This window comes from Sinomicrobium kalidii (assembly GCF_021183825.1).
Taxonomy (GTDB): Bacteria; Bacteroidota; Bacteroidia; order Flavobacteriales; family Flavobacteriaceae; genus Sinomicrobium; species Sinomicrobium kalidii.
The window spans coordinates 3,461,535-3,479,837 of sequence record NZ_CP089211.1; the positions used below are offsets into that span (position 1 = coordinate 3,461,535).

19 protein-coding genes are annotated in these 18,303 nt (G+C 46.3%); 9 read left to right on the forward strand and 10 right to left on the reverse strand.

The genetic code is table 11. The annotated features are described in order from the left end of the window. The first annotated feature begins 3 nt into the window (after positions 1-3). Both LS482_RS13980 and LS482_RS13985 read left to right on the forward strand, forming a co-directional pair. Positions 4-738, forward strand: coding sequence for a sensor histidine kinase (locus LS482_RS13980; RefSeq protein WP_233028135.1), 735 nt, complete (start codon positions 4-6; stop codon positions 736-738). Then, on the forward strand, positions 701-1,378 hold the full coding sequence (locus LS482_RS13985; protein WP_233028136.1) for a response regulator transcription factor: 678 nt from the start codon (positions 701-703) through the stop codon (positions 1,376-1,378). The genes LS482_RS13980 and LS482_RS13985 overlap by 38 nt, the downstream gene beginning before the upstream one ends. On the opposite strand, the gene LS482_RS13990 is transcribed toward LS482_RS13985, so the two are convergent. The 4 genes from LS482_RS13990 to LS482_RS14005 form a co-directional block, all read right to left on the reverse strand. Beyond that, on the reverse strand, positions 1,369-2,766 hold the full coding sequence (locus LS482_RS13990) for a GH25 family lysozyme (RefSeq protein WP_233028137.1): 1,398 nt from the start codon (positions 2,764-2,766) through the stop codon (positions 1,369-1,371). The genes LS482_RS13985 and LS482_RS13990 overlap by 10 nt on opposite strands. Positions 2,767-2,832: 66 nt before the next feature. Continuing rightward, positions 2,833-3,252, reverse strand: a complete 420-nt coding sequence (locus LS482_RS13995) for a hypothetical protein (RefSeq protein WP_233028138.1) — start codon at positions 3,250-3,252, stop codon at positions 2,833-2,835. 62 nt (positions 3,253-3,314) lie between these two features. Beyond that, positions 3,315-3,644 (reverse strand): hypothetical protein, encoded by a 330-nt coding sequence (locus LS482_RS14000; RefSeq protein ID WP_233028139.1) that lies wholly within the window; start codon positions 3,642-3,644, stop codon positions 3,315-3,317. A 54-nt stretch (positions 3,645-3,698) separates the two neighbouring features. Beyond that, a complete protein-coding gene (locus LS482_RS14005; RefSeq protein ID WP_233028140.1) occupies positions 3,699-5,213 on the reverse strand; it encodes a hypothetical protein in 1,515 nt (504 codons plus the stop codon). A gap of 262 nt (positions 5,214-5,475) precedes the next feature. On the opposite strand from LS482_RS14005, the gene LS482_RS14010 reads away from it, so the two are divergent. Beyond that, positions 5,476-7,287: an alkaline phosphatase gene (locus tag LS482_RS14010; RefSeq protein WP_233028141.1), complete on the forward strand. Its 1,812-nt coding sequence runs from the start codon at positions 5,476-5,478 to the stop codon at positions 7,285-7,287. A gap of 63 nt (positions 7,288-7,350) precedes the next feature. On the opposite strand, the gene metK is transcribed toward LS482_RS14010, so the two are convergent. The 3 genes from metK to LS482_RS14025 all read right to left on the reverse strand — a co-directional run bounded on the left by metK (position 7,351) and on the right by LS482_RS14025 (position 9,521). Further along, complete coding sequence (gene metK, locus LS482_RS14015) at positions 7,351-8,607, reverse strand: methionine adenosyltransferase (RefSeq protein WP_233028142.1); 1,257 nt, start codon at positions 8,605-8,607, stop codon at positions 7,351-7,353. 303 nt (positions 8,608-8,910) lie between these two features. After that, complete coding sequence (locus LS482_RS14020; RefSeq protein ID WP_233028143.1) at positions 8,911-9,111, reverse strand: helix-turn-helix transcriptional regulator; 201 nt, start codon at positions 9,109-9,111, stop codon at positions 8,911-8,913. Continuing rightward, positions 9,108-9,521 (reverse strand): hypothetical protein, encoded by a 414-nt coding sequence (locus LS482_RS14025; RefSeq protein ID WP_233028144.1) that lies wholly within the window; start codon positions 9,519-9,521, stop codon positions 9,108-9,110. The genes LS482_RS14020 and LS482_RS14025 overlap by 4 nt, the downstream gene beginning before the upstream one ends. Before the next feature lie 237 nt (positions 9,522-9,758). Between LS482_RS14025 and LS482_RS14030 the strand changes: the two genes are divergently transcribed. Further along, positions 9,759-11,036 carry a serine hydrolase domain-containing protein gene (locus tag LS482_RS14030; RefSeq protein ID WP_233028145.1) on the forward strand — a complete coding sequence of 426 codons (1,278 nt, stop codon included), beginning with the start codon at positions 9,759-9,761 and terminating at the stop codon, positions 11,034-11,036. Positions 11,037-11,081: 45 nt separating this feature from the next. Here LS482_RS14030 and LS482_RS14035 read toward each other — a convergent pair whose 3' ends face one another. Then, complete coding sequence (locus LS482_RS14035; RefSeq protein ID WP_233028146.1) at positions 11,082-11,543, reverse strand: DUF4890 domain-containing protein; 462 nt, start codon at positions 11,541-11,543, stop codon at positions 11,082-11,084. A gap of 142 nt (positions 11,544-11,685) precedes the next feature. Continuing rightward, the gene (gene lysS / locus LS482_RS14040) at positions 11,686-13,383 is read right to left on the reverse strand and encodes a lysine--tRNA ligase (protein ID WP_233028147.1); all 1,698 of its coding nucleotides are present in this window, start codon (positions 13,381-13,383) and stop codon (positions 11,686-11,688) included. 435 nt (positions 13,384-13,818) lie between these two features. Here lysS and LS482_RS14045 point away from each other — a divergent pair, with 435 nt between their 5' ends. Further along, positions 13,819-13,977 (forward strand): YqaE/Pmp3 family membrane protein, encoded by a 159-nt coding sequence (locus LS482_RS14045; RefSeq protein ID WP_233028148.1) that lies wholly within the window; start codon positions 13,819-13,821, stop codon positions 13,975-13,977. A gap of 77 nt (positions 13,978-14,054) precedes the next feature. After that, positions 14,055-14,780 carry a lipoyl(octanoyl) transferase LipB gene (lipB, locus tag LS482_RS14050; RefSeq protein ID WP_233028149.1) on the forward strand — a complete coding sequence of 242 codons (726 nt, stop codon included), beginning with the start codon at positions 14,055-14,057 and terminating at the stop codon, positions 14,778-14,780. Between the two features lie 31 nt (positions 14,781-14,811). Here the strand turns inward: lipB and LS482_RS14055 are convergent, their stop codons facing one another. Beyond that, positions 14,812-15,528, reverse strand: a complete 717-nt coding sequence (locus LS482_RS14055; protein ID WP_233028150.1) for a pyridoxine 5'-phosphate synthase — start codon at positions 15,526-15,528, stop codon at positions 14,812-14,814. 193 nt (positions 15,529-15,721) lie between these two features. Between LS482_RS14055 and LS482_RS14060 the strand changes: the two genes are divergently transcribed. The 3 genes from LS482_RS14060 to porG all read left to right on the forward strand — a co-directional run bounded on the left by LS482_RS14060 (position 15,722) and on the right by porG (position 18,240). After that, positions 15,722-16,378, forward strand: a complete 657-nt coding sequence (locus tag LS482_RS14060; protein WP_233028151.1) for a CBS domain-containing protein — start codon at positions 15,722-15,724, stop codon at positions 16,376-16,378. A 17-nt stretch (positions 16,379-16,395) separates the two neighbouring features. Beyond that, on the forward strand, positions 16,396-17,280 hold the full coding sequence (locus LS482_RS14065) for an NAD kinase (protein WP_233028152.1): 885 nt from the start codon (positions 16,396-16,398) through the stop codon (positions 17,278-17,280). Between the two features lie 219 nt (positions 17,281-17,499). Beyond that, on the forward strand, positions 17,500-18,240 hold the full coding sequence (porG, locus tag LS482_RS14070) for a type IX secretion system protein PorG (protein ID WP_233028153.1): 741 nt from the start codon (positions 17,500-17,502) through the stop codon (positions 18,238-18,240). Positions 18,241-18,303 lie beyond the last annotated feature (63 nt).

The following is an 18,303-nucleotide window of genomic DNA, read 5'->3' on the forward strand; positions in this document are numbered from 1 at the left end:
CCTATGTCGTGGATCATCGGAACCCTGCTCCTGTTCGTAATACTTGTAGGATTTATAATTGCCATAACCCGGAGTTACGTAAACCGTGTTCGCGATGAAGAGCGGCAAAAGGCAGCCATGCAACTGGCGCATAGCAACAGCCTGCTGAAACACAGCCTGGATATACAGGAAAAAGAACGGACACGCATAGCTTCAGATTTGCACGATGAACTGATATCCAGGCTCTATAGGGTGAAACTGGTAAGCCATGACAAATCAGTGGATGCCTTGCTCCGTGAAAGTATCGATATGGCGAGAAGAATATCCCATGACCTGTCACCTCCCATGCTTTCGGAAAGCGATCTGGGCGATCTTTTGAAGACATTTTTATATCCTGTATATCGGAAGTACCATATGGATTTCTTTATTTCCCGGGAGGAAGGGCAGTATCTGTCTGGAGAGATCAAGTTAAATATATACCGTATATTCCAGGAATTGATTACCAATATTCAAAAGCATTCCGGGGCTACCTCAATACAGGTAAGACTGAGGATATCCCGGCAGTATGTATTGCTGTCGGTTGGCGATAACGGAACGGGAATGCCCGGCGATACATCGGGGGGGCTGGGGGTAAAGAATATAGATCTGCGGGCGAGGCAACTGAAAGCGTATTACGGTTTCCGGGACAACCGGCCCGCAGGAACTAAATTTGTACTGTGTTATGAAAGGAAAGGGAACGATCAGCATAATGGTGGTTGACGACGACAGACTCGTAGCTGACCTGCTTGGGGACTACCTTGGTGAAGTTCCCGGCTTTTCGGTTATTGGCGTGGCGTATAGCGGGAATTCCGTACGGGAAAAACTGGCATCCGGCCTTCATCCCGATGTGATTGTACTCGACCTGCGCATGAAAGACGGTAACGGGGAAGAAGTTATTAACGCCGTCATATCGGATTATCCGGAGATAAGAACAGTGGTGATATCGTCGTATTACCAGCCGGTATATCTGGGGTATATGTTCCGCCTCGGGGCCAACGCCTTTATTCCCAAGGGAATTGACAGGGAAGAACTGGTTGTTATCATCAGGAAAGTGGTGGAGCATAATCATTATTTCGATGATGAACAGATGGAAGTATTGCGCTGTCAAATGGCGTCGTCCCTGCCCAAACCACCTCGCGACCAGATGGATGCCCTCACCAAAAGAGAGGTTGAGGTATTGAAACTGCTTTGTTATCAGCTTACGGCAAAGGAAATCGCCGAAAAGCTATACGTGAGTAAAAAAACGGTAGAGACCCACAAGGCCAATCTCTTACAGAAAACCGGGGCGAGGAACATTGCCGGGATCATTATCTATGCTGCCCAGAACGGTTTTATAAAGATCAACGAGATCTACTTGTAAAGTTTTTCAGGGTTTCCGTAAAAAATATCGATATCGGTAGTATCAGAATCGATGGTGTAGTTCGGGGAGCGCTGCCAGATGAAAAACCCCTTGTCCTTCCAGGTATGGGGGATTTCCGGAGTGCTTTTCCCATTATAGTCGGCTATCCACAACGGGTAGCGCGCATACACGGAATCTTTGAGATAGCGATTGGCAAAGGCGGTATTGGTATAGATCATAGGTTGCCGGCCGGTTTCACTTTCTATAACATCAAGGAACTGCAGCAGGGCGTTACGTAATGAATCGACGGTTATTTCCACACCCTTTTCCGATTCCACATCCACGATGGGCATAATGACCTTATGGCTGAAATCCCCTGCCGTTTCCAGAAAGTGCCGGGCCTGTACCACCGGGTCTTCGCCTGTGCGGTAAAAATGATAGGCACCGCGTATTAAGCCGGTTTGCTCCAGGTGTTTCCAGTTAAACTTAAAATACGGATCCGTGTAATACATGCCTTCGGTGGCTTTACAGATCACAAACGAAAGAGAATCCAGGTATGGAAGTTTCGTTACCACTTTTCCGTTAAACCTGGAAATGTCTATACCGTAGTGGACCTCTTTGTTTTTTAAAACCGTATCCGTCGTATGGACTGCCGGGGCGAGTTTCCCGATCGCTTTCAGAATACTATCCAGTTTATTCGTATGGGAGATTTCCGGAATATCCGGGACCTGTGTTTTCTGCAGGTATGTTTTACGATCTTTCAGGTAAACGATAAAAATAAAGAACAACAGTACAAAAACAAGTCCGAGCAGCATTCCTCTCAATATATGGGCAGTGTTGTTTTTTTGCTTTTTAGCGGGCTTTTCGGATGTACTTTCATCCTTATGGACCAGTGTGGCAAACTTGTTTGACAGTATAAAATTTCCCGTAAGGTTTTCCAGGAGGGAATAGTAATAAGTGCTGTCGTACACTATTCCCTTGTACAGGGTTTTCCCGTCTGTATTCAGGATTTCCCTGGGGGTTAGGGTATGCTCTCCCGCTTTGCCCAGTACGATCCTGTTGCCGTCTATTCGGGGGCGGATGTAGTAATCCTCATGAATAGCCGTGATATTGTCTTCATGAGACAGGGAAGAGACAGGATACAGGTAAAAATGATCCCTCAGGTATTGGATAAATGCCACCAGTTCCCAGAATTTTCGGATTTCCACATCTTTCAGCTCCTCGTTATCATATATCGTTTTACGGAGATAGAAAACCCCGTATTTACCCTTGTTCTGAAAAATAAAAGCCCTGCCGGTTTCCCGGGTAAAATACATCTCCCTGAGAACTTCCTCCAGGTTTAGGTGGCTTTTTCCCTTGTCGGAAAGCGCGTGCAGAAAGGCTTTATGTTCATCGTTATGGATAGTCATTTCCGGGATAGTTAGGTGTTAAGGCTTTAAAAAAACGGCGGCAGGATACCCCGCCGCCGTTTCAGATTACTTGAATCTGAGTTTTCCTTCGGGAAGGTAGGAAGGGTCGGGACGGTAGGCCCGCAAGTCGTGGTTCAGGGAACCTTTCTCAAACTGGCCGGCGTGGGCATTGAAAATGGCTTCTTCACGCTTTACGGCCTCTCTGAAACCCAGGTTTTCCTGTGGTTTGTAGAGGGATTTGAAACCTGTTAGTTCTTCCTCCAGAAGGGTCACGTTATCCTTGTCGCATTGCTGGTTAACGGCATACAGGTGCTGCATGTAAAGTTGGGTGGGCCGGTCTTCGGCTTCCAAGTTTCCGAGATAGTCGTTCAGTGCCTTCCGGTTGGTGTCCCTGAACACATAGGTTTGTGAGAAACTCGGGTGCGACATGAAAAAGGATTTGGTAATGTAGAACATGGTTTTCAGTTTTTCGAATTCTTCATTCATGATTTTATAATTTAATGGTTATACAATAAATAAATGCCTGCAAATGTGTGGGCATTGCTGCGTTATTTCGGTTTTTTGTCCGGAAACCTGGAGATGGCCGTGGCCAGGGTATCCCGATTGTTATCTGTAACCGCTACAAAGGGGTTTCGACTGGTATGTTTCACCGCACCGTCATAATATTCCTGGGCCACTCCCCCGGTGCCGGTATTCCCTATGCTGTAGTCTGCTTTGTCCCGCACCAGGTTTCGCCCGATATTATTCGGATTGCTATGATCCTGTGTTATACGCCCGAACCGGGTACCGTTCTGGAAATAAACGGTAGGGTTGTCGTTCAGGTCTCCCGTATAACCGGTAATGTTCGTTTTGGTATAAAAACTGTCTTCGTATCCCATGATAATAAATTTTAAAGGTTAATAATCAGATGTTAAAAAAGGATGTGTTTCGAACTATTCGTCACCTCCGCTGCCTTCGTTGCTGTCGCCTCCGCTGCTGCTTCCGCCGGAACCTGAAGAACCGCTGTCGTCAGCGCTTCCTGCCTTGTTGTATTTGTTCGGATAGTATTTGGCGAGCCAGGCACGGGCTATCATAGACTGTGTAACGGGCTTCAGGTAATAGTTAATAGGAACACCTACATTGTCCCCGCCCGAAACACAACGGTCCACATAATCTTCCAGGGCGGTCATCATGGAATTGGTGTCAATGATCTGGTTCTTGGCATCATCAATCTGGGCCAGGCCGCTGAGCGTGGAAGAGATGGTTGCGTTTTTCAGGGAAATCATCTGTTGTCCCGTACGTGCCGCTGTGGCCGATTCGCCTATGGTATTGTTTTCACTGGCCGTGGCCCCCTGGAGGGTAGCCAGGCTTTCCATGGTCTTGGCGGGATCGAAGTCCGAAAACCCCTGAACTGCGATATCCACCTGGTTCGATTTAATGGACGGTATGATCCCCATGGTGATGAGTGAACAATGTGAAGTCACATTTTGTGTGCTCAACAGATTCTTGGCACTGTCTGAAAAGGAAGAACTCACACCGAATCCCCCGGTTTCGGAGGCAAACCAGCTTCCGATCTCAAAAGTTTCCTGTAAAGAAGCGGCAATAGACTCCATGCGCTGGCTCGATTTGGTTTCCGAAGTATTCAATACGTGTACCATGCCGATGAACGACGAACCGTAAGTAGCTCCCGAAAGCAGGTTAAATGATTTCTCCTGTTTGGTTTCCGACTGTGCCTCGATCTTGGTAATGGAAGCAGGGTCGTTGGTCTTTATCATGGAATCCGGGAATAATTTGTTCCAGGCCCTTACGGCCTTGTCCGGGTCTATGATAAAGGGGGCAAAAACCTGTGCATTTTTATGTGTACAGGTAATACTTACTACCAGGGTTCCCGCAATGCTGTGCCGGGAATGCTGGCTGTTCATCTGGGCCTGGGCCGACCCCTTGGCTTCGGTAGATTGGCCTTCGCCGAAAATGCTTAACGATTCACTGACAAAAGAAGCTACCGTTGAAGCATGGCTGCTGGAACTCTGGCTGTTTTTGTCGAAAGAAAAATACTGGCAATTCATTTGTAAAGAGTCCGATGAAAGTGCCATTTTTTTCAACTGGCTGCGATTGTAATCGATCGGGCTCTCTACATCATCGTGTACCGTACTGATCTTGCTTTTCAGGGGTTGAATGGCTTTTTCGGCCTGGAGTTTTGCTTTTCCGAAATCAACAGCGGCTTTCTGGATCTGTTTTCCTACGTCTTCAGACTCCTTGATGAGATCGGAAGTCTCGATGCCCATGTCTATCATTTCCTGTATGGTCATGTCAATGCTCCGCTTCAGGGAGATGAGAGAGTTCAGGTTGGTCTCCGCCGCGTCGGCGGGCGCTTGCAAACCGGAAATCTTAACGAGATTGTCCAGTTTGTCTTTTGAAACGATATTCCCCAGAACCAGGGAAGGATCGTATGGAATGCTGGATGGCATAATAAAGAGGTTTTCATGGTTCCTACTCGTTTAAGGCTTTTCGGATTCCGCCTTCTTTAGTTGGGCGCGTAGCTACTGACCGGTAATTATGGTTCTTCAAAGATCCCGGGTTTTTTTTGCTTTTTTTTCAGTACAATTACCGGTTTTGAAAAAATCAGTACTTTTCCCTAATAGCATCCGGAATGCTTTTTTGTATAACTTAACACAGGGATAACAGGCGGATAAAGTTTCCGGTGTACATTCGCTTCCCGTAAAAATTTTTATGATGATATCAAGGTCTTCGCTGGCAATATTACTGTTCGGTCTTTTGGCAGTGTCATTGTCACACGCCCAGCAAACCGCAAGAATACATTCCCATAACGATTACGAACAACCGGTACCGTTCTGGACGGCCATGGCCAGTGGGTTGTCTTCCGTGGAAGTGGACATATTCCTGAAGAATGATACGCTCTATGCCACTCATGAAGAGCATGAGATAAAGGCGGGGAGGACTATAGCAAGCCTCTATCTGGAGCCTTTAAAAAAGGCAATGGACCTGGAGCTGGAAATTCCCGGGAAACTACAGTTGTTAGTGGATCTGAAATCGGAACCGTATACTACTTTGGATAGATTGACAGCACTTCTGGAAGAATATCCTGAAATAACGGGGAGTAAAAGGATTTCCATAGTGATATCCGGAAACAGGCCCTCTCCGGAAGATTATACCGGCTATCCGGACTATATACGGTTCGATCATCAACGCCTGGAACGTCCTGCCGGTGATGAGGCCTGGAGCAGGGTTGCACTGATTAGCCTCAATTTCAGGGGTTTTTCGGTCTGGAATGGAAAAGGAAGGCTCACGGAAGATGATTACGCAAAGGTAAAAGCTGCCATTGACAAAGCACATGAACTTGGTAAACCTTTCCGGTTCTGGGCGGCACCCGATTCCAAAACCGCCTGGAAAGCCTTTGCGGATATGGGACTGGATTTTATCAATACCGATATGCCTTTCCGCTCATCAGCTTACCTGCGTACATTAAACAGTCGTGTATATCAGAATACAATTACTTCGGAAGTGTACACGCCCACTTATGCCACAGACGGGAAAGCACTCCCGGTCGAAAATGTTATTTTACTGATAGGGGACGGTAATGGCCTTACCCAGATATCTGCTGCCACACTGGCAAACGGCGGACAATTGACGCTAACAAAGCTGAAGAACATCGGCTTTTTGAAAACACAATCTTCGGACGATTTCACTACGGATTCCGCCGCCGCCGGTACCGCACTTGCCACGGGTGAGAAAACTTATAACCGGGCCATAGGAGTGGGCGATTCCGGGAACGCCCTGAAAAATATGACGGAGCTGCTTGCCGAACACGGTTTTCTTTCCGGGATAATTACCACCGATAAGATAACGGGGGCCACCCCGGCAGCGTTTTACGCCCACCGTAGGGACCGGTCGGAAGAAGAAGGGATCCGAAAGGACCTTTTGAAAAGTCATTTGTCCCTGTTTGTAGGGGGAGGAAAAAACGATTTCTCCGGAGGTCTTGAGGAGAACGGCTTTACTATCCTGGATGAAATTGACAACCTCGGGAAAAGCCGTCAGGATAAAGTGGGGGTGTTTCTTTCGGGAGGAGACGTTCCCGGCGTTCTCGAAGGCCGGGGAAGCCAACTGGCCGGGGCTGTACGTAATGGTCTGGAATTTTTGTCTTCCGGTGATACACCTTTCTTTCTGATGGTGGAAGGTGCAAAGATCGACAGTTACGGACATACCAACAATACGGCCGGAATTATTACGGAAGGTATAGACTTCGACAGGGCGGTCACAGAAGCCGTGAAGTATGCCGACAAGACCGGGAATACACTTGTTGTGGTCACCGCCGATCACGAAACCTCCGGGTTCAGTATTCCACAGGGAAATGTAGACGGGAAGATCATAGAGGGCGATTTTACCACTTTTGATCATACGGGTGTTATGGTCCCCGTATTTGCTTACGGTCCTCATTCCGATAAGTTCCGGGGTGTTTATGAAAACAACAGGATTTTTGATAAAATAGTAACGATCCTTACAAAACCAAAAAAGGCAAAATAAAACAGTGATTATCTGTTTTGTTTTGCCCTTCTTTTTCCCGTAACGGGATAAAGTTATCCGGAATCAGACGGAGAAAGCTTCTTTGATCCGGTCTACGTAATCCAGTTTTTCCCAGGTAAAGAGTTCCACTTCCTTTTCCACTCTTCCGCTGTAAGGAGATTCAAAGACCTTGGTCACGGTTTCCGGGGTTTTTCCCATATGGCCGTATGCTGCGGTCTCCAGGTAAATCGGGTTGCGGAGTTTTAACCGCTCCTCGATAGCTGCCGGGCGCATGTCGAAAAGTTGTCTTACTACCCCGGCTATTTCCCCGTCGGTAAGGTTAACGTTGGATTTTCCGTAGGTGTTTACGCTGATGGAAGTAGGTTCAACCACCCCGATGGCGTAACTTACCTGCACGAGCACTTCATCTGCCACACCTGCGGCCACCAGGTTTTTGGCAATATGACGTGAGGCATAGGCCCCGCTGCGGTCAACCTTGCTCGGATCTTTTCCGGAAAATGCACCTCCGCCATGGGCTCCCTTTCCGCCATAGGTGTCTATGATGATCTTTCGCCCGGTAAGTCCCGTGTCGCCATGAGGCCCGCCTATCACGAATTTTCCCGTAGGGTTGATATGGTACTGTATATTATCCGTAAATAGCTTTTGAAGGTCACCGGGTAACTGTGCTTTTACTTTTGGGATCAGTATATTGATAATGTCCTCCTTGATTTTTTTCAGCATGGCGGTATCGTCTTTGTCAAAAGCGTCGTGCTGCGTGGATACCACAATGGTTACAATACGCTGAGGGATATCGTCATCGCTGTATTCTATGGTCACCTGGGCCTTGGCATCCGGGCGCAGGTAGGGAATTTCCTTTCCTTCCTTCCGCAATCGGGCCAGGGTTTGCAATATCTTATGTGAAATATCCAGTGCCAGCGGCATGTAGTTCTCCGTTTCCTTTGTGGCATAACCGAACATCATACCCTGATCGCCGGCGCCCTGTTCGTCCTTGCTGGCACGGTCCACACCCTGGTTGATATCCTGTGACTGCTCGTGTATAAGTGAAATTACCCCGCAGGAATCCCCGCTGAACTGGTATTCCCCCTTGGTATATCCTATGTTATTAATCACTTCCCTGGCAATGTGCTGAAGGTCCAGGTATGTTTTGGATTTCACTTCTCCCGCCAGGACTACCTGTCCCGTGGTTACCAGGGTCTCACAGGCTACTTTGGATTCGGAATCAAAGGCCAGGAAATTGTCCAGAAGGGCATCGGATATCTGATCTGCCACCTTGTCCGGGTGTCCTTCACTGACAGATTCGGACGTAAATAAATAAGCCATTATCTTATTTTATAATTGTTAATCGAACTGAGGAAAGGTAACTGATGGCTGGGAGAAAAGGCTAAAGCGGTTTGTCCTGAACCTTTGAAAATGATGACAGGAACTAACTGTTTTAGCATTTTTTCACGAGGTTGCAATCAGTCAAATCCTTCCTCTTTTAAAGAATTATGGCGACAAAGGTATGAAACGGATTTGAATTGCAAAATGAAATTGTGGATTATGTTGTTCCTCATATTCATGCCTGTGTGGTACATAGGATTCTTAAACCCGGAATTATGGTGTGCGAAAATTTATAACCCTGTATCAACCTGCTTCTTCATCCTGAAAAATATCCTCAATGGATAACTCAAATAACCGGGCAATTCTAAATGCAAGCGGCAAACTGGGATCGAATTTGCCTTTTTCAATAGCATTGATTGTTTGCCGGGAAACCTCAACTGCAGTAGCCAACTGAGCCTGGGTCATGTCTTGTTCAGCTCTGAGTACCTTTATACGATTTTTCATTTATATCTGATATTACCAATAATAATTCCAATTAAATATGTTACACTAATGAGGATCACCAGATGAGATATTTCAGCATCGTACGATAGAATATCGGTCATATCCAGCATGGAATACGTCAAACCGCCAACCACTCCAACGCCAAGCGCAATTGCCATGGCTTCCAGGCTTAATTTTCTTTGCATTTCATCCAATCCGTTGAGATACCGTTTATTTGCCAGGATCATGCCTGCTCCAATTACGGTATTGATGACAATGAACAAAACAGAAACTGTGGCATTGAAATTCCACACGAACTTGGGCCCGAAAGCGACCACAGCCATAGTCAATACCCAGGCTGCTGTCCAATAAGCCAAATGTTTTGTGTTTTTTCTGGTCAGGGCTGACCACTTATCATTTTGTGTATTCATAAGTATAGTGTATTTGATTAAAAGTAAAGTTTATTTTACGCAAAAATAGACAAAATCATCAAAATGTCAAGCTTGTTTTACAAAAGATCAATAAAAAAATGATAAATACCTGCAATCGGGAAGTGATTGCTTGTCTTTGTCTACCCACAGCCTGAATTGTCAAAACCGGAAGGACAGAGGGTTGAGTAATGGTTTTATTCATTATATTGCGGTGAAAATCATTCAATCGTATTCATCATGAACTTAAAATACCAATTCGCCGGATTCCTGCTCCTTATGGGGATTTCGGTTTTTCCCCAGGAACTGAAAACTGCAAACCCGGATGATGCGGGCTTTTCTGCCGAGCGCCTGAACGCTATAGACGGGGTCATAGAAAATTACGTAAAGAATAATAAGGTGGCCGGAGCTGTTGCTTTGATCGCCAGAAATGGAAAAATAGTATACCATAAGGGTATAGGGTATAGCGATATAAAAGAGAAAAGAAAAATGCAGCCCAATACCATTTTCCGTATAGCCTCCCAGACCAAGGCCATTACCAGTGTGGCTGTAATGATGTTGTATGAAGAAGGTAAACTGCTGCTGGACGACCCAGTTTCCAAGTACATTCCGGAATTTAAGGATGCCGGGGTACTGGATGAATTTAACCCGGCAGATTCTACCTATACCACGGTTCCTGCCGAAAGGGAAGTAACCATACGCGACCTGCTTACACATACCTCCGGGATAAGCTATGCAGTAATAGGAGCTAAAGAGGCCAATGCGATTTATGCAAAGGCCGGGGTTCCCGCGGGTTTTGTAGCCGAACCCGTAAAACTTGCGGACAAAATGAAAATACTGGGTGGACTGCCGTTGATACACCAGCCCGGCGAACGGTTTACCTACGGGTTGAACACGGACGTGCTCGGATATGTTGTTGAGGTAGTCTCTGGCAAATCCCTGGATCGCTTTTTCCGCGAAAGAATTTTTGGCCCCCTGCAGATGAACGATACTTATTTTTACCTGCCGACGGACAAACAGGATCGACTGGCTGAGGTATATGTGGAAAATGAGGCCGGAAAAACCGTAGAAGCTCCCCAGGTAAGTCACGGGGAGATCGACAAGGATTATCCCCTGCTCGGCAGTACCTATTTTTCCGGGGGTGCCGGGCTTTCTTCCACAGCCCGCGATTATTCGGTTTTCCTGCAAATGCTGCTGAGCGGAGGGGAGTATAACGGGAAACGACTGCTTAGCCCGAATACGGTAAGACTTATGACGACAAACCAGATTGGGGAGAAGAGCCTTTATCACAATAACAAATTTGGCCTTGGTTTTGAAGTAGTGAGTGAAGAAGGCAGTTCCGTATTTCCCTGGCATAAAGGTTCCTTTTCATGGGGCGGTTACTTCGGCTCGCATTACTGGGCAGACCCGGAATCCGGGATTGTAGCCGTGATCCTTACGCAGGAAACCCCCAACAGTGAGTGGAATGAAATATCCGGGAAGTTCAAGAATATGGTTTACAGTGCCCTGATGGAATAAAAAAAGCCCTGTCAATGCAGGACTTCTTATAAGAGATAGTGGGTTTTATCTGCGATGATGCCCTTTTCGGTGTTTCGAAAACCTCTTGTGTTTTGCCGCACTTTTTTTCCAGGTGGCATACTGGTCTTCGTTGAGGATGTCCTTCATTTTGTGTTGCACTTCCAGCCGGGTGTCCAGTCTTTCTTTCATAAAGGCAAAACGTTCATCGGCAGACCATTCTTTTTTAGCTTGAGTGGAGTCTTTGGCCGCCTTGAATTTTTCCATTTTGGACTTTCGCTGTTCGGCCAGTTCGGTGTTGAGTTTTAATACTTCCTTTTGTTGTGACTTGTCGAGGTCCAGCTTCAGGGCCATTCGCCTGGTTTGCAGCTCGGCCATTTGCTGCGGTGTAAAATCCCTGAAGTATTCTACCCGGTGTTTTCTCTTTTCTGTTCTTCTTTCTTTTTTCTCCTGTGCCATAACCCCGGTGACCAGGGTCAGTGCTATGGCCAAACTCAGTAATTTTTTCATGTTCAAATAATTTTATGATTATACTGCTTAGACCGCGAAAAGGACAATGCGTTTAAAGCAAGGTGCCCTGTTTGTGAAATGATTAACAAAAAAAGCCCGGAAAAATATATTCCCGGGCCATTTTTTTTGTGAATTATTAAAATCAATCCTGTTCTTTTAACATTACGGTTTTGGAATTGCCATCTACAACAACCTGCAGCAGTCCGAGTTTGGACAAGCCTTTCATTCCCTTGTCCCAGGCTTTGTTGCTCAGGTCGGCTGTAGTCTTGAGTTCCTCCAGCGGAAGGGTTTTGTGCTTTTTGAGGATCTCCAGAATGGTTTTCTCGTTCTCCTTGAGGTCCAAAGGCTTTTTCTCCGGTCGCATCTGCGGGAAGAACAATACTTCCTGTATGGAGGAATTATCGGTCATGAGCATTACCAGCCGGTCAATTCCGATTCCGATCCCCGAAGTAGGGGGCATGCCGTATTCCAGTGCCCTGAGAAAATCCTGGTCGATGAACATGGCTTCGTCATCGCCTTTTTCAGACAGGCGCAGCTGTTCTTCGAAACGCTCACGCTGATCTATGGGATCGTTGAGTTCGGAATAGGCATTTGCCAGTTCCTTGCCGTTTACCATGAGTTCAAAACGTTCGGTAAGTGCCGGGTCGTTGCGATGTTCCTTGGTCAACGGGCTCATCTCCCTGGGGTAATCTGTAATAAAGGTAGGCTGTATGTAGTGGTGTTCACATTTCTCACCGAATATTTCATCGATCAGTTTGCCTTTGCCCATGGTCTCGTTGGCCGGGATGTCCAGTTTTGCACATACTTCGCGAAGTTGCACTTCATCCATTCCGGAAACGTCAAAGCCCGTATGTTCTTTTATGGATTGTAAAATGGGCACTCTCGGGTAAGGGGCTTTAAAGTCAATTTCCTTATCTCCCACTTTTATTCTGGTACTGCCGTTGGAATCTACAGCTACCTTTTCCAGCAGTTGTTCGGTGGTGTCCATCATCCAGTTATAATCTTTGTAGGCCACATATAGTTCCATGACGGTAAATTCCGGGTTGTGTGTCCGGTCCATGCCTTCATTGCGGAAATCCTTGGCAAATTCATAAACCCCGTCAAAACCACCTACGATGAGCCTTTTCAGGTAGAGCTCATTGGCAATACGCAGATAAAGCGGAATGTTGAGTGCGTTGTGATGGGAAATGAAAGGCCTTGCCGCGGCTCCTCCCGGTATGGGCTGGAGTATGGGGGTTTCTACTTCGAGGTATCCGCGTTTGTTGAAGAATTCCCGAATACTGTTGGTGATCCGTGTCCGTTTTATAAAGGTTTCCTTGACCTGCGGGTTCACTACCAGGTCTACATAACGCTGGCGGTAACGCAGTTCCGGATCATTGAATTCATCATATGTTTTTCCTTCGTTATCTACTTTGGGCAGGGGCAGCGGGCGAAGGGATTTGCTAAGGATGGCAAAATCCTTTACCATAACCGTTTTTTCACCTACCTGTGTGGTAAATAATTCGCCTTTGATGCCTATAATGTCGCCGATGTCAAGTAACTTTTTATAAACGTCATTATATTTGGTTTTATCGTCACCCGGACAAATTTCGTCCCGGTTAAAGTATATCTGTATTCTCCCTGCACTGTCCTGTAATTCGGCAAAGGAAGCCTTGCCCTGGATCCTTCTGCTCATCAACCGGCCGGCAATAACCACTTGTTTGCCTTCTTCGTAATTGTCCCTGATCTGTTGCGAAGTGTGATCTACGGGATACAAAGCTGCCGGATAGGGGGCAATCCCCAGTTCCCTTAACCTGCCGAGTTTTTCCCTTCTTATGATTTCCTGTTCTGAAAGCTGCATAGTCAAGCTGTAAAATTAAATTCGGTTCTTCGTTTAAAAGTGCAAAGATAATTACAATTATATTACTGAACTCGTCTTGAGTTCTTTTACCTGCGAAATCATCATTTTGCCCCCTGATTTCGCCATTTTCCCGAACCGTAGCGCTGCTATGCTCCCGATAGATGAGAACCCGAAATGGCTTCATTAGTGAATAAAAGCATGACTTTCCGCTCAAATACAACAACTCAAGATGAGTTCATTTGGTATATAGTACAGACCATATCGTAAAGATTTGAAAATTAACGGAAAGGTTTAGAGGGGCGTATTGTGAAAGGACTTGGTTTTCAAGCTCCCTTTTTTGAGTATTTTAAAAGGTGTTTTTAGTGATATGCGGAAAAATATGTAACAAAAAAGGAGAAAGGGAGTCTTATAATTACCATCAATCAAAAAAAACGTATGAGTATCTGGAGAGTATTATTTGCTATTTTATTTCCGCCCCTGTCTGTTCTGGATAAGGGGTGTGGTTCTGTGGTTATTGTTTTTCTGCTGACGTTATGCGGGTGGATACCCGGGATAATAGCGGCACTGATCATTCTGAATAATCCCAACCGCTAAACAGGTTGAGGTTTCTGTGCGATGGACGGACGTTCTGGAGGCTGACCTGTTCGCGTTATAATTTTTATCTTTGCAGAATGAACAAACAAGTTGAAATACAGGATCTGGGTTCCCGTGACTACAAGGAAGTCTGGGACTACCAGGAAGAACTTTTTAAAGGCATTCTGGATATCAAGGTAAGGAACAGAAGGGAGGACACGGCCATAGCCACACCCAATTATTTTCTGTTTGTAGAGCATCCTCATGTTTATACGCTGGGGAAGAGCGGGGACATGCAGAATATGCTGCTCAGTGAAGAACAACTTGAAAAAAAAGGAGCGTCGTTCTACAAGATCAATCGCGGGGGGGATATTACCTATCACGGTCCCGGACAGATCGTGGGTTACCCTATACTGGACCTCGACAATTTTTTTACCGACATACACAAATACCTGCGTTTCCTGGAAGAAGTGATCATCCTTACACTGACAGAATACGGCCTGAAAGCCTCGCGGAGCGAAGGCGAAACCGGGGTATGGCTGGATGTGGGAACGCCCTTTGCCCGGAAAATATGTGCTATGGGCGTACGCGCCTCCCGATGGGTCACCATGCACGGTTTTGCGTTAAATGTCAATGCCGACCTGGGCTATTTTGACCATATCATTCCCTGTGGCATCCGTGGTAAGGCAGTGACCTCCCTGAATGTTGAGCTCGGAAAACGGGAAGTTGACCCGGAAGAGGTCAAGGAAAAGATACGCAATCATTTTTCCCGGCTTTTTGAAGCCCGGCTGGTCAGATCATCAGGAGTATTATCCGAAAAGTAAAAGACGTTGCTTTTCGGGGACAGGCATACTTTTATCCCTTCAGCTTGTTCAGGTACATGTTGATCACGTTCTCTATGCCGAGGTAAAGGGATTCCGCGATGAGGGCATGCCCTATGGAAACCTCCAGGAGTCCGGGGATATTTTCTTTAAAGAACTGCACGTTCTCAAGGTTGAGATCGTGCCCGGCATTAATGCCCAACCCCAGGGAATTGGCCGCTTTGGCCGCTTCCGTATAAGGAAGGATTCCCTTTTTATCCCCTTTTTCATAGGCCGACGCATAAGCTTCGGTATACAACTCGATCCGGTCTGTTCCGGTGGCTACCGCGCCCTCTATCATCTTTACATCCGGGTCGGTGAAAATAGAAGTGCGTATGCCGTTTCTCCTGAATTCATCAATGACTTCCCGGAGGAAATCCCTGTGCTTGATCGTATCCCAGCCCGCATTGGATGTTATGGCATCCTCGGCATCGGGTACCAGTGTCACCTGGGTAGGTTTGACCTCCAATACAAGTGCCATAAATTTTTTGATAGGGTTGCCTTCTATGTTGAATTCGGTATGTACAATGGCTTTCAGGTCCCTGGCATCCTGGTAGCGTATATGGCGCTCGTCCGGTCTGGGGTGTATGGTAATTCCCGCTGCGCCATAATCTTGTATATCGCGTGCCATTTCCAGCAGATCCGGTACATTGCCGCCTCTTGAGTTTCGCAGGGTGGCTATTTTGTTGATGTTTACACTTAGCTTGGTCATATGAAAAGATAAATATGGACAAAAATACAAAGTTCATCCTGCTTTTTTCTCACATAATTTAATTAATTTGCTGTCCGAAAGAATTGGCAAACAAAGAGCCTCGGACAAACAGGTGTAATGATGGAGATACCGGCCGGGGAGGAAGAAATTAAATGCGCCCGTACCCGGCGGTTTCGGGCATGAAAAATCTGGTATGGAGATTAATTCTTTAATAAGTTACGATGTTGCTCCGGTGTCACCGGATAAAACCATGAAGCAGGTACAGGAGCTTTTTTTCGAGCTTACCAATACCCATTTGCCCGTGGTCAGGGAAGGGCATTTGGTGGGGAATATTTCAGAAGAGGATATAGCCGGTTTTGACCTGGAGAAGAAAGTGTCTGATTACCTCTATGCCCTGGATGTCTTTTTTGTGAATGAAGTTACGAACTGGCTCGAAGTGCTTGAAGAGTTTGCCAGAAATAATGCCAATATAATGCCTGTTCTGGACCGGGAAGGCAGGTATGTGGGGTATTACGAGCTTACGGATGTTATGGGCCTCTTCCGTGAAACCCCCTTTTTTAATGAACCGGGAGGGATACTTATTGTCGAAAAAGGCAACACGGACTATACATTCAGTGAAATATCACAGATTGTGGAAAGTGACAACGGCAAACTTCTCGGGGCTTTTATCTCCAGGAATGAAGGAGATCTGGTGCAGATCACCCTGAAAGTGGGGAATACGGGGTTGAATTCCATTATACAATCGTTCAGGAGATACGGATATAACATTATAACGGGGAACGAAGATGATACGTATATGGAAAACCTGAAAGAAAGGTCGAATTATTTAAGGAAGTTCCTCAATATCTAAAAAACAAGTTCCTCGACATGAAGGTAGGTGTATTCGGACAGTTTTATCATGATGACAGTGAAGAATATGTACTCACGTTATTGGAAGCATTGAACGAGAAAGGGGTAAAAGTGGCGATAGAGGTAAAATACCTGGAACGCATCCGTCATTTCCTGGGCGATAACAGGGATTATGAAACATTTTTTTCTTTTGAAGACCTCGACTCCGGTTTCGATATGTTCTTCAGTATGGGGGGGGATGGTACGATACTCAGGACCATACTCTATATAAGGAACCTGGGGATACCGGTGCTGGGCATCAATACCGGAAGGCTCGGCTTTCTGGCCACGGTGCAAAAGGAAGATATTCGCCAGGCCGTAGACAGTATTGCCCGAAAGGAATACGATGTTGTGGACAGGGCGCTCCTGGAAATACATACCGATCCCGTAAACAAAGACCTTTCGGAGTTTAATTTTGCGTTGAACGAAGTGGCCGTAAGTCGAAAAGACACGACCTCCATGATCACAGTAGCTACATACCTGAACGATGAATACCTCACTTCCTATTGGGCAGACGGGCTTATTATTGCTACCCCGACGGGCTCTACAGGGTATTCCCTGAGTTGCGGAGGCCCGGTGATGACACCGGACAGCACAGGTTTTGTGATCACCCCCATAGCACCGCATAACCTGAATGCCAGGCCCCTGGTTATTCCGGATGATACCGAAATAAAACTGAAGGTGTCCGGCAGGGAAAAGAATTATCTCGTTTCCCTGGATTCCAGGCTGGCGATCCTTCCCGAAGAAACAGTGATTACCATTAAAAAATCATCTTTCGCCATGAGAATGGTGGAACTGCGGACCGAAAGTTTTTTGAAAACGCTTCGGAACAAACTGTTGTGGGGAGAAGATAAACGCAATTAAAACTGCGGCAACACAAAACTTTAAACATGGATTTAAAAACTTTTATGCCGGTCCCGAAACCGAATGCCGATTACCGGTTTTCCGGAATTGTCCTGAAGAACAAGGAAACGGCTGTGACAACCGGAAAAATAACAGCACAATATTTGTATTTCCGGCTCCGAAGCAATAAAAAACCTTTAAATCTGTTGTTTAAGCATACTAATTTAAAGGAAATTACCCATGAGCAATCTTAATTATTATATTTGCGGACTTTTAATGCGTATGAGAAAAGGAACAGCTGTCGTATTTTTTTTCATAGGCTTGCAGGCAGGGGTGGCTCAAATACATGAAATAGGGATATTCCTGGGTGGAAGTAATTTTATTGGAGATGTTGGCCGGACCAATTATATATATCCCAATAAACTGGCTGTGGGAGGAATATACAAATGGAACAAGAGTAAGCGGTATGCGTACAGGGCGAGCCTCACATATTCCAAATTGGAAGCGGATGATGCCGATTCCGGCAGTTCGGCAAGGGAAGGAAGAGGCTATACTTTCTCCAACCGGGTGCTGGAAGGATCGTTGGGGATGGAGTTCCACTTTTGGGAATACGACCTGCACACCTTGTATAAGCCATTCACCCCGTATATATACGGAGGGGTGTCGGCCTTTAATTACAGGCCGCATTACCTGGACAGGAATATAGACAGGTTAATTGCAGGGAAGGACAGGAGAACATCCTTTGCTTTTCCCTTTGGCCTGGGAGTAAAAGGCGAAGTGCTGCCCAACCTGATACTGGGAGCAGAAGTAATAGCCAGATATACGCTGGTCAATGACATAGACGGAAGTGACCCGAAAAAGGGGCCCGAAGGGTTGTACAGGGAGTTCGGGAATTTTAACAGTAACGACTGGTATGTGTTTAGCGGTATTACCATCACATATACGTTTGGCAAAAGACCGTGTACCTATTGTTATGATTAAAAGGCGAAATTCCGGTTGTCATCACCCGGAAAACGTAGCGTATAGGGTGTAAGCCCGAACAGG